An 11,096-nucleotide genomic window follows, 5' to 3' on the forward strand; every position below is an offset into this window, starting at 1 on the left:
TTTTTTCTTTCACAGGAACCCCCCATGAAATTGATGAGTTTTGAGATCGGTGGCCGTGCCTCCTACGGCCTGTGCACCGACGCCGGTGTGATCGACCTCGGCCGCCGCCTCGGCGCGACCGCGCCCACGCTGCGCGAGCTGCTGGCCCTGCCGGACTGGCAGGCGCTCGCGCGTTCCCACGCGGGCGCGAAGGCCGACCACGCGCTGGCGGCGCTGACGCCGCTGCCGGTGATCCCGCAGCCGCGCACCATCGCCTGCGTGGGCCACAACTACGAAGAGCACCGCGTCGAGACCCAGCGCGACCCCACCGAAAACCCCTCCATCTTCTTCCGCCATCCCGAGTCGCTGCGGGGCAGCGGCGTGGCGCTGGTGCGCCCGCGCGAATCGACGCAGCTGGACTACGAAGGCGAACTCGCCGTCGTGATCGGCCGGGGCGGGCGCCGCATCGCGCAGGCCGACGCCTGGGCGCACATCGCGGGCGTGAGCTGCTTCAACGACGGCAGCGTGCGCGACTGGCAGCACCACACGCGCCAGTTCGGTCCGGGCAAGAACTTCGCGGGCACGGCCGGCTTCGGCCCCGCGCTGGTGACGCTGGACGAACTGCCCGCCGACCGCGTGCTGTCGCTGCAGACCCGCGTCAACGGGAAGGTGGTGCAGCAGGCGCGCACCGACCAGATGATCTTCCCGATCCCGCGCCTGGTGGCCTATGTGTCCACCTTCATGACGCTGGTGCCGGGCGATGTGATCGTCACCGGCACGCCGGGCGGCGTGGGCGTGAAGCGCGTGCCGCCGCTGTGGCTCAAGCCCGGCGACCTCGTGGAGGTGGAGATCTCCTCGGTGGGCGTGCTGAGCAACGGCGTGGTGCAGGAGGCCTGAGCGTGCAGGAGGCCCTGATCGCGCTCGAAGCGCGCCGCTGCCAGGCCCTGGTGGCGGGCGACCTGAGTGGCATCGACGCGGTGCTGGACGCGCAGCTGGTCTACGTGCATTCGACCGGCCTGGTCAACGACAAGCCACAACTGCTGGACTTCCTCGCGCACCGCATCCGCTACGAGGCCGTGGAGCGCCAGGGCCTCGTGGTGCACCCCCACGGCGACGCGGCGTGGATGGCGGGCCTGATGCGCCTGCGCGGCCAGCGGATGCCGGGCGGCGAGGCCGTGGCCTCCACCGCCTTCGTGTCGCAACTGTGGGTCCACACCGCCGGTGCGTGGAAGCTGCGCGGCTTTCAAGCGACGCGCGTGGACGACGCGGCGTGGGCGAAGTGAGGCGCCGTTTCTCATCATCTGAGGCAAGGCTTTGACGCTCGCGACCCCCTCTGAACATCATGCCGACGCCGGTGCCTGAAGGCATCGCATCTGCTTCTCTTTCTTCTCATCAACCACATCACCCTCTCCGCAGAGAGAGGGACGGAGACATCGATGCCCCATTCTTCAAAAACCTCCCGTGCCCCGCGCTCGCTCGGCCGTGGCGTGCACCTGGCCCTCGCCAGCCTCGCGCTGATCGGCGCCGCGCCCCAGGCCTTCGCGCAAGCGCCCGGTGGTGGCGGCAGCGGCAGCAGCCAGGTCTCGCTCTACGGCGTGCTCGACGGCGGTTACTACCGCCGCAACCTCGCCGGCGAGGCCACGGTCTCGCGCATGGACAGCGGCCTGCTCTCCATGCCGCGCTGGGGCATGCGCGGCAGCGAAGACCTGGGCGGCGGCCTGAGCGCCGCGTTCGACATCGGCGGCCACTTCCGCATGGACACCGGTGAAGCGGGCCGCCACCCGGGCGACACGGCGGTGGGCCGCACCTTCTCGCTGGCCTCGTGGGTGGGCCTGCGCGGCGGCTTCGGTTTCCTGCGCATGGGCCGCATTCCCACCGGCAGCTACATCGCCACGCTGCAGTTCACGCCCTTCGCGGAGTCGGTGAACCTCGGTCCCTTCCTCATGCACACCATCACGGGTTCACAACCCATGAACGCGGTGAACGGCGCCACCGACGGCATCTGGAGCAACTCGGTCGCCTACACCACGCCCACCTTCGGCGGCCTGTCGGCGAACCTGCAGTACGTGGCGCGCGAGGCCTCCACCGAAGGCCGCCGTGTGGACCTCACGGCGAACTACCGCCAGGGTGCCTTCGCCGCCGCGCTGAACCACCGCCGCGTGGACGGGGCCGCCATCACCACGCCGCGCGCGGCGGCCGAACCCGCCGGTGCGCCCTACGTGATCCTGGAGACCAAGAGCACGCTGGCCAGCGTGTCCTACGACTTCGAGGTGGTGAAGGTGTTTGGTCAGTACTCCACCGGCACGGTGCAGGCGCGCGGCCTGCGGGAGATCGACCTGGACACGCTGGGCCTGAGCGCGCAGGTGCCGGTGGGCGCGGGCCGCATCGTCGCGTCCTGGGCGCGCACGAAGCGCGAGCAGGCCGGCGTCAGCGACCGCGTGCGCAGCACGCTGTCGGCGGGCTACATCCACGCGCTCTCCAAGCGCACCGACCTGTACGGCGTGGCGATCGCCGACCGCGCCACGAACCTGCGCTCGGGCACGGGCCTGGCGCTGGGCATCCGGCACTCGTTCTGAGGGGCTTGGCCCGGCCGGCCGCTCAAGCGGGGTTGGGGGGAGGCCGCACGATCAGGTGGGCCTGCAGTTCGCGGATGCGCTCGTCGGTGTAGTAACCGCCGACCTCGGTGTAGCGCAGGAAGGGCCGGGCGCAGCCGCTGCATTGCCAGACGTCGCAGCGGTTGTAGGGGAACCAGCCGAGGGCGATGGGCGCGTCGTCGGACCAGGCGCCTGTGCCGTTCGGGTGGTGCTCGGCCAGTGTGGGTTCGTCGGCGTCGGGATCGCGCAAGCTGCCGGCGCGTGTCAGGCGCGAGAGATCGAAGCCGCCGGGCACGGAGGCCCAGCCCTTGCACACCAGGGCCTGGCAGTGGGGGCAAGTGGTGGTGGTGCGGCTTTGCTTGGCGATGGCCATCAAGTCTTCCAGGGTCATGGTCGCCATTGTGGGCCGCTTCTTCGCTGTCGGCTGGCGTCCCCCCGTTCTCCGGCGCCTGCTCGAGGGCGTCTGCCCGGGTCCGCAGCGACCCCTTCGTCAACACGACCCCGACGCTCAAGCTCTGTGGCAACCGCGAATGGGGCGCCTGCGTCCGGGGGGAACACCATCCGCCGAGAGGTCGTCCCGGGCCCGCCGAAAGGAAGGCACCGCATGCCTGCGGTGCACTCTCGACGGTGGGTGGGGTTGCCGGGCGCAGGCGCCCGCGAGCAGGCGCCGGAGAACGGCAGCCACGCCCACCGGCAGCGAAGAAGCCCCGGCCCGGGCCTACTCGGGCTTGACGTCGATGGCCTTGATCACCGGCCGCCAGAGTTCCACGTCGGCCTGGATGCGGCGCGCGAAGTCCTTCGGTGTCTGCTGGCCGGTCTGCGGAATGAGGCCGGCCTTGGCCATGCGCGAGAGCACCGCGTCGTCGGTGAACATCTTCGCCACCGCGCCCGCGAGGCGGTCGGCGATCGGGGCCGGCAGCCCGGCCGGCGCCAGCAGGCCGTTCCAGGTTTCGGTCTGGAAACCCGGGAACAGCGAGGCGATGGTGGGCACGCCCGGCAGCATGGCCACGGGTTGCGGGCTGGTCACGCCGAGCAGGCGCAGGCGGTCGCTCTGCAGGTAGGGCAGGGTCTCGGAGATGTTGGCCGTGTAGACCTCGGTCATGCCCGCGATGGTGTCGGCGATGGCCGCCGCGCCGCCCTTGTAGGGCACCATCACCGCGTCGATGCCCGCGCGTTTCAGGAACGCCGCGCCCGCGAGGAAGGACATGGAGCCGGTGCCCGCGTGCGCCATCAGCAGCTTGCCCGGGTTCGCGCGGCCGTGGTCCACCAGGTCCTTCAGGCTCTTGTGCGGCGAGGCGGCCGGCACCACCACCACCTGGGGATTGCCCGCCACGTTGGCGATCGGCAGGAAGTCCTTGAACGGGTCGTAGCGGATCTTGTAGAGGAAGGGCGCGAGCGAGATCTGGGCGATGGAGGCGAGGAACACCGAGTAGCCATCGGCCGGCAGCTTGGCCGCGTGCATGGAGGCGATGGTGCCGCCCGCGCCGGCGCGGTTGTCCACCACCACCGGCACGCCGAGCGCGCGGTTGAGGTAGTCCGCCGTCATGCGGGCGACGAAGTCGGTGTTGCCGCCCGCGGGGTAGGGCACCACCATGTTGATGGGGCGCTCGGGCCAGTTGGCCTGGGCGCGCGCCGCGCTGGTGGTGGTGGCCAGGCCCAGGCCGCCCAGGGCGGGCAGCAGCAGGGAGTGTTGGACGAAGGAGCGTCGTTTCATGGAAAGTCCTTGGCTGGCAGGGGTGGGGGCTGTTCAGGCCAGGGCGGCGGCGGGTTCGCGCACGGCCTTGGCGTGCTGGCCGAAGCCCTTCTGGCCGATCACCTGGTCGTTGAGGTAGACGGTGGTGCCGCGCACGATGGTGCGCACCGGCTTGGCCTTGAGCTTGCGGCCGGCGTAGGGGCTCCAGCCGATCAGGCTGAGCACGTCCTCGTCGCGCACCTCGTACTCGCGGTTCAGGTCGACCAGCACCAGGTCCGCGTCCGCGCCGACGGTCAGCGCGCCCTTGTTCGCGAGCTTGAACAGCTCGGCCGGCTTGGCGCTGCAGGCCTCGACCACGCGCTCCAGGCTGATCTTGCCTTCCAGCGCGGCGGTCATGAACATGCTGTAGTAGAACTGGGTCGAGGGCGTGCCGGTGTGGGCCTTCCAGCCGTCGGTCCAGCCAATCTCCTTCTCTTCGCGCGTGTGCGGTGCGTGGTCGGTGGCGACGATGTCGATGGTGCCGTCGCGCAGGCCTTCCCACAGGCCGGGCACGTTCTTCTCGGGCACCCAGTACGAGAGCGCGTAGGAGCCCAGGCGCTGGATGGCCGACCACTCGCAGCCCAGGAACAGCGCCCAGGGGTTGATCTCGCAGGTCACCTTCTGCCCGGCCGCCTTGGCCTGGCGGATCAGCTCCACGCTGCCGGCGGTCTGGGTGTGCAGGATGTGCAGGTGGCAGCCCGAGGCGCGCTGCAGGCGCAGCAGCGTGGCGATGGCGGTTTCCCAGATCACGCCGTCGTGCGCGGCGTAGGCCTTGGCGTAGGCCAGGGCGTCGCGCTCGCCGCGGTCCCAGAACTTCTGCTCGATCACGTCCATCAGCGCCTGGTCGTGCGGGTGCACCATCAGCGGCACGTTCAGCTCGGCGCAGCGCTGCATGATCTCCAGGATCTTGCCGTGGTCGTGCACGCCGATGCCGGGCATGTGCGGGTAGTCGCGCCCGGTGTCCACGACCATGAAGATCTTGAACGCGGCGATGCCGGTGTCGGCCATGCCGGGCATCTCTTCGCTGATGGTGGGCGCGGGGTTGAAGTTCCAGTCCACGATCGCGTCGCTGCGGTAGATGTCGTACTGGCGCTCCAGCAGCTCCAGCGAGTTCGGCGGCGGCTGCACGTTGGGCATGGCCACGCTGGTGGTCACGCCGCCGGCCGCGCACTGCAGCGTGGAGGTGTGGATCGTGTCCTTGTATTCGAAGCCCGGCAGCGAACCCTGGCGGTGGTGCGAATGCATGTCGATGGCGCCGGGCACGATGGCCAGGCCATCGGCCTCGATGACTTCGCGCGCCTCGGGCTCGGCCCCGGGTTCGTAGATGCCGGCGATGCGGCCGCCCTGGATGCCGATCGAGGCGACGCGGCGCCCTTGCGGCGTGACGATCAGCCCGTGGCGGATCAATGTGTCCATGAAATGTTCTCCTTGTGAGCGAGGGGGGTGGTGGAAGAAGGGGACGGGCTGGGCGCGCGGCCGCGGATCACGTCGAAGATGTGTTCGACGTAGGCGCGGTCCAGGCGGCGGGTGATGAAGACCAGGCGCGAGTGGCGGTCCTCGTAGGGCCATTCGGCCAGCGGCGCGGGCGGGTGGAACAGGTGCTGCACCGCGTGCACGACGATGGGCCGGGCCTCGCCGGCGATGTTCAGGATGCCCTTGACGCGCAGCAGGTCGTCGCCGTGCGCGAGCACCAGCGCATCGAGCCAGGCGGCGAGTTCCTGCCAGGCCAGCGGCTCGTCGTACACGAGCGAGAAGGTCGCTATGCCCTCGGTGTGGTGGGGCGCGGCCGCCGCGCCGATCGGGCGGTAGCGCGCGGGCTGGTCGGCGTGGGCCTCGGCGTTGAGCCAGCGCCGCACCGCGGGGGTCGGCGTCGCGGCGGCGTACACGTCGAGCTCGGTGAGCACCTCCAGGCAGGGCACCTGGGTCGGCGTGGCCCAGCTCACGGTGGCGCCCGGGTTGAGCGCCTGCAGGCGCTGCTGCAGCGCCTGGGCCTGCGGCGGGTCGGCCAGGTCCATCTTGGTGACGACCAGCTGGTCCGCCACCGCCACCTGTCTGGTGGCTTCCTCGAAACCGTCCAGCGTGGTGGCGCCGTTGACGCCGTCCACCGTGGTGATCACCTGGGCCAGGCGGTAGCCGTTGGAGACCGGGAAGGTCATGAGGGCCTGCAGCACCGGGCCGGGGTCGGCCATGCCGGTGGTTTCGATCACGACGCGGTCGAAGGCGCGCACCAGGCCCCGGCTGCGCTTGTCCAGCAGCTCGCGCAGGGTCTCCACCAGATCGCCCTGCACGCTGCAGCACAGGCAGCCGGTGCTCAGCTCGATGGTGTTGTCGTTGCTGCTGGCGATCAGGTTGTGGTCGATGCCGATGTCGCCGAACTCGTTGACCACCACCGCCGCGTTCGACAGCGCGGGCTCGCGCAGCCAGCGGTTGAGCAGGCTGGTCTTGCCGCTGCCCAGGAAACCGGTCAGCAGGGCCACCGGCAAGCGCGCACGATCGGAACTCATAATGGCTCTCCTTGATGAAAATCGCACCGGCTTGCGGTGCATCAGTTTTCGCAACAAGTGCGAATAATAGCAAAATGGAAACAAATGCGAAACAAGTTCGTTCGGGCGAGGGCGCGGGCATCCGCACGCGCAACCGGACGCTGCACATCCTTCAGCTCTTCGAGCGGCGCACGCTGTGGACGGTGGAGGCGATCGCCGCCGAGATGGGCGTGTCCATCAGCTCGGCCTACCGGGATGTCAAGGAACTGAGCACCCTGGGTTTCCTGGCGCCGTCGACGCGCTCGGCGTACATGCTCGGCCCGGCCTTCATCCGCTACGACCTGCTGATGCGCCAGGGCGACCCGCTGGTGAAGGCGGCCTCGGGGCCGATGCGCGAGCTGCTGGCGCGCACCACGCAGCACGCGGTGGTGCTGATCAGCCGGCGCTTTCGCGACCAGGTGATGTGCGTGCACCAGGAGAAGGGCAGCGACCACCCGCCCTCGTCCACCTACGAGCGCGGCGTGGCCCTGCCCATGTTCAAGGGGGCCACGTCCAAGGCCATCCTGGCGAACCTGGGTGACCGCGCGCTCAAGCAGATCTACCTCGACCACGAGCAGGAGATCCGCGAATCCGTGGGCCTGGGGGGCTGGAAGGACTTCGCGAAACAGATGAAGGCGATCCGCGAGACCGGCTTCGCCTGCACCGATTCGGAGGTGGCCCGGGGCCGGGTGGGCATCGCCGCGCCGGTGTTCGGCGACGGCCAGGTGGTGGCGGGCGTGAGCCTGGTGTTCGAGCTCGCGCACTACGACGAGGCCGCCTTCGCGGCCGAGGTGCGGCGCTGCGCGCAGGCGATTTCGGCGGCGCTGGAAACCTCGGCCTGAGCTCCCTGCGTTCACCGGCGGTTAAGACCTCTTGAGAAGGCTTCGCTGGTGGTGGCGCGCGCCGCTGCCTAGACTCGCGCTCAGCGAAACACCCTGAGGTTGCGACGATGACATTGACACAAGCCCTGGCCGCGGGCCTGGCCGCGATCGCGGTCGGCACCGCCCCCACCGCCTTCGCGCAGGCGAGCACCTACCCGAACCAGACCATCAAGCTGCTCGTGGGCTGGACGGCCGGCGGCGCCACCGACCTGCTGGCGCGCCACCTCGCGGCCCACATGGCCCGGCAGCTGGAGCAGCCGGTGGTGGTGGACAACCGCGCGGGCGCCGTGGGCACGATCGCCCACAGCGAAGCCAGCCGCGCCAAGCCGGATGGCTACACCATCATCCTCGCGACCAACAGCACCTACGCGATCGCGCCGCACCTGATCAAGCCGCTGCCCTACGGGCCCGATGCGCTCGCGCCGATCTCGCTGGTGGGCACGAGTCCGCTGATCCTCACCGTCAGGCCCACGCTCAACGCGCCAGGCGTCAAGGACGTGATCGCGCTCGCGCGGCAGCAGCCCGGCCGGCTGAACTACTCGTCGGGCGGCAACGGCTCCACCAGCCACCTGGCCAGCGAGCTGTTCAAGGACCTCACGCGCACCTCCATCACGCACATCCCCTACAAGGGCGGTGGACCGGCCACGCTGGCCGTGGCCTCCGGCGAGGTCGACCTGGGCTTCGTCGACATCGGCGTGGCCGTGCCGCTGATCCGCGCCGGCCGCCTGAAGGCGGTGGCCGTCTCCGGCAGCACGCGCAGCCCGGTGCTGCCCCAGGTGCCCACGGTGGAAGAAGCGGGCGTGCCGCGCTTCGAGTCGGCCACCAAGTTCGCGCTGTTCGCGCCGGCCGGCACCCCACCGGCCGTCATCGACCGGCTCTACGAGGCGGTGCGCAGCGTGCAGAAGAACGACGAACTGAAGGACCGGCTGCGCCAGCAAGGCATCGAGCTGGTCGCCGCCAGCCCGGCGGAGCTGCGCAAGGACGCGGCCGACGACCTCGCCAAGTGGGGCCGGCTGATCAGCGAGCGCAAGCTCTCGCTGGACTGATGCGCCGCATGACGTCGCGGATCGCCATCGTGGGCGCGGGGCCGGTCGGCTGCGCCGCCGCCGCCTTTCTCGCGCGCGACGGCATCGCGCCGGCCCTGTGGTCGCCCACCGGGCGCCGGGTGCGGCGCCACGCGGGCCGCGCCAGCTTCAGCTGCTCGGGCGCCGTCGGCGGCGAGGTCGAGGTCGAATGGCTGGCCTCGCCGGAGCGCCTCGCCGAGTTCGGCGTGGTGCTGGTCTGCCTGCCGGCCGACGCCTACGCCCGCGTGCTCGGGCCGCTGAACGCGCTGTGGCGGCCCGGCCAGCACGTGATCGTGAGCGGCGCCCTGTCGCTGGCGCCGCTGTGGATCGCGGCGGCGGCCGAGGGCGTGCAGGTCAGCGGCTGGGGCACCACGCTCACGACCACGCACTTCCAGCCCGACGGCAGCCTGCACGTCAACCCGCTGCGCAGCCGCATCGACATGGCCACCGTGGGCCCGCTGGACCCTTCGGAGGCGCGGCAGCTGTGCGCGGACCTGTTCGGCGACCGCTTCGTCGCGGCGGACAACCTGCTCACGCCCACGCTGGCCAACATCAACCCGATCGCGCACGCGGCCGAGGTGATCCCGAACCTCACGCGCATGGAGGCCGGCGAAGCCTGGTCGCTGTTCGGCCATTTCACGGCGGTGGTGGGCCGCATGGCCGAGGCGCTGGACCTCGAGCGCCGCGCGGTGGCGCAGGGCTTCGGGCTCGAAGTCCCGTCGCTGCGCCAGCACTACGCGCGCTCCTACCACGTGCCCGAAGGGCCGCTGCACACCATGGCGGCCGCGATCACCGCCAACGGCATGAGCCCGAACGGGCCGGCCTCGCTGCAGCACCGCTACGTGCTGGAAGACGCGCCGTTCGGCCTGGCCTTCCTGGAAGCGCTCGGGCGCGCGGCCGGGGTGCGCACGCCGGTGCTCTCGGCCTGCCTCGGCCTGCTGGCCGTGGCCTACGGGCGCGACTTCCGCGCCGACAACTTCTTGCTCGACGCGCTGGACATCGCGGGCGGCGGCGCCGACGCGCTGCTGGCGCGCTGCGCGGCGGCGGCCAGCCCGGCCAGCTGAGCCCGGTCGTTGCCGCTGCGGCGGTAGACCATGGCGATGGGCACGGGCGGCGGCAGGCTCTCCATCGGCAGCTCCACCAGGCTGCCGCGCCGCAGCCGCTCGGTCAGCGTGCCCTGGGCCGCGAGCGTGAGGCCCAGGTTCTGCTCGGCCAGCTCCAGGTGGGTGATCGCGCTCATGGTCTCGATGTGCGGGATGAGCGCCGGCAGGCCGTGCCCGCGCAGCGTGTGCTCCAGCATCATGCGCGAGTTGGTCGGCCGGGGCGGCAGGATCCAGTGGGCCTGCGCCACCTCGGCCCAGCGCAGGGGCGGGCTGTTCGCGCCGCGGTTCGCGGCCAGCGCATGCTGCGGTGAGCCGACCACGCGCCACTGCTCCAGCCCGATGTGCTCGATGGTGAAACCCTGGGCCGACAGGCTGCCGAGTTCGGAGGGCGTGTCCATGGTGATCAGGGCGTCCACCTCGCCGGCCTCGAGCTGGCGCGAGATGTCGGCCAGCCGCCCTTCGAGCAGCAGCACGCCGGGCAGCTGGTCCTGCGCCGCGAGCACCGAGAGGATGCGCGGCAGCACGGTCCAGGTCAGGAACGGCGTGGCGCCGATCTTCAGCCGCTCGTGCAGCGGGCGCAGTGGCGCGGCCAGTTCGTCGGAGAGCTGCTCCATCTCCGCCAGCAGCACGCGCCCGCGCTGCACCACCAGCGTGCCGGCCACGGTGGGCACCACGCCGCGCGGCAGGCGGTGGAACAGCGGCTGCTCGAACAGCGCCTCCACGTCCTTGAGGCCCTTGCTCACCGCGGCCGTGGTCATGTGCAGCCGCTGCGCCGCGGCCCGCATGTTGCCGGTGTCGGCCAGCGTGCTGAGCAGCTCCAGCTGGCGAAAACGCAGGGCGGCCATGAGCCGCTGCGATGGGTTCCTCACGCGATGCCTTTCATGGGTCCTGCGGGACAGGACGGCCAACCAGCATAGCGTCTTGGTGATGGACCCCAGAAAGCCGATGGCCGCCATGGACGGATCGTCCATCGGCGGCCATCGGCCAGGGGCGTGGTCAGAACCGCGGGTTAGCCGCCGTTGCTGCTGCGCGATTCCACGCGTTCGGCGCGCACGTCACCCCGTGCCTTGCTGTCGGCCAGCACCGGCTGGGCGTATTGGCCGGAGAACAGTTCGTTGGCCTTGACACCGGTCTGGCCGTCGATCACGTAGTCGCCCGTGCGCAGGGCTTCGGCCAGTTCGGCCTTCACTTCGGCGCGGGTCTTGCCCACGGCGGCGGTGG

The 11,096-nt window shown here is 70.9% G+C and carries 11 protein-coding genes and 1 pseudogene; 6 read left to right on the forward strand and 6 right to left on the reverse strand.

Annotation, left to right across the window (positions count from 1 at the left end; genetic code table 11):
* Nucleotides 1-24 precede the first annotated feature (24 nt).
* From AC1Q9M_RS24990 to AC1Q9M_RS25000, 3 genes are all read left to right on the forward strand, one after another.
* Nucleotides 25-876 carry a fumarylacetoacetate hydrolase family protein gene (locus AC1Q9M_RS24990; RefSeq protein WP_492436330.1) on the forward strand — a complete coding sequence of 284 codons (852 nt, stop codon included), beginning with the start codon at nt 25-27 and terminating at the stop codon, nt 874-876.
* Between the two features lie 2 nt (nt 877-878).
* Nucleotides 879-1,262 (forward strand): nuclear transport factor 2 family protein, encoded by a 384-nt coding sequence (locus tag AC1Q9M_RS24995; RefSeq protein ID WP_444688849.1) that lies wholly within the window; start codon nt 879-881, stop codon nt 1,260-1,262.
* A gap of 153 nt (nt 1,263-1,415) precedes the next feature.
* Complete coding sequence (locus AC1Q9M_RS25000; protein ID WP_382322464.1) at nt 1,416-2,555, forward strand: porin; 1,140 nt, start codon at nt 1,416-1,418, stop codon at nt 2,553-2,555.
* Nucleotides 2,556-2,577: 22 nt separating this feature from the next.
* On the opposite strand, the gene AC1Q9M_RS25005 is transcribed toward AC1Q9M_RS25000, so the two are convergent.
* The 4 genes from AC1Q9M_RS25005 to AC1Q9M_RS25020 all read right to left on the reverse strand — a co-directional run bounded on the left by AC1Q9M_RS25005 (nt 2,578) and on the right by AC1Q9M_RS25020 (nt 6,809).
* Nucleotides 2,578-2,964 (reverse strand): hypothetical protein, encoded by a 387-nt coding sequence (locus tag AC1Q9M_RS25005; protein ID WP_492436332.1) that lies wholly within the window; start codon nt 2,962-2,964, stop codon nt 2,578-2,580.
* A gap of 327 nt (nt 2,965-3,291) precedes the next feature.
* Nucleotides 3,292-4,287 (reverse strand): Bug family tripartite tricarboxylate transporter substrate binding protein, encoded by a 996-nt coding sequence (locus AC1Q9M_RS25010; protein WP_492436334.1) that lies wholly within the window; start codon nt 4,285-4,287, stop codon nt 3,292-3,294.
* 33 nt (nt 4,288-4,320) lie between these two features.
* Entirely contained in the window at nt 4,321-5,721 is a 1,401-nt protein-coding gene (locus AC1Q9M_RS25015; protein ID WP_382152640.1) for a dihydroorotase, read from the reverse strand.
* Nucleotides 5,709-6,809, reverse strand: coding sequence for a CobW family GTP-binding protein (locus AC1Q9M_RS25020; RefSeq protein WP_492436336.1), 1,101 nt, complete (start codon nt 6,807-6,809; stop codon nt 5,709-5,711). The genes AC1Q9M_RS25015 and AC1Q9M_RS25020 overlap by 13 nt, the downstream gene beginning before the upstream one ends.
* Before the next feature lie 74 nt (nt 6,810-6,883).
* Here AC1Q9M_RS25020 and AC1Q9M_RS25025 point away from each other — a divergent pair, with 74 nt between their 5' ends.
* The 3 genes from AC1Q9M_RS25025 to AC1Q9M_RS25035 all read left to right on the forward strand — a co-directional run bounded on the left by AC1Q9M_RS25025 (nt 6,884) and on the right by AC1Q9M_RS25035 (nt 9,836).
* Complete coding sequence (locus AC1Q9M_RS25025; RefSeq protein ID WP_382322458.1) at nt 6,884-7,669, forward strand: IclR family transcriptional regulator; 786 nt, start codon at nt 6,884-6,886, stop codon at nt 7,667-7,669.
* Nucleotides 7,670-7,776: 107 nt separating this feature from the next.
* Nucleotides 7,777-8,754, forward strand: a complete 978-nt coding sequence (locus tag AC1Q9M_RS25030; protein WP_382152649.1) for a Bug family tripartite tricarboxylate transporter substrate binding protein — start codon at nt 7,777-7,779, stop codon at nt 8,752-8,754.
* 8 nt (nt 8,755-8,762) lie between these two features.
* Nucleotides 8,763-9,836 carry an NAD/NADP octopine/nopaline dehydrogenase family protein gene (locus tag AC1Q9M_RS25035; protein ID WP_492436339.1) on the forward strand — a complete coding sequence of 358 codons (1,074 nt, stop codon included), beginning with the start codon at nt 8,763-8,765 and terminating at the stop codon, nt 9,834-9,836.
* Here AC1Q9M_RS25035 and AC1Q9M_RS25040 read toward each other — a convergent pair.
* Nucleotides 9,722-10,744, reverse strand: coding sequence for a LysR family transcriptional regulator (locus AC1Q9M_RS25040; RefSeq protein ID WP_492436341.1), 1,023 nt, complete (start codon nt 10,742-10,744; stop codon nt 9,722-9,724). The two genes, AC1Q9M_RS25035 and AC1Q9M_RS25040, sit on opposite strands and share 115 nt — an antisense overlap.
* Nucleotides 10,745-10,884: 140 nt before the next feature.
* Nucleotides 10,885-11,096, reverse strand: a pseudogene (locus tag AC1Q9M_RS25045) (hypothetical protein); the annotation flags it as partial.

The sequence above is a fragment of the Hydrogenophaga sp. GW823-FHT04C09 genome (assembly GCF_058796355.1).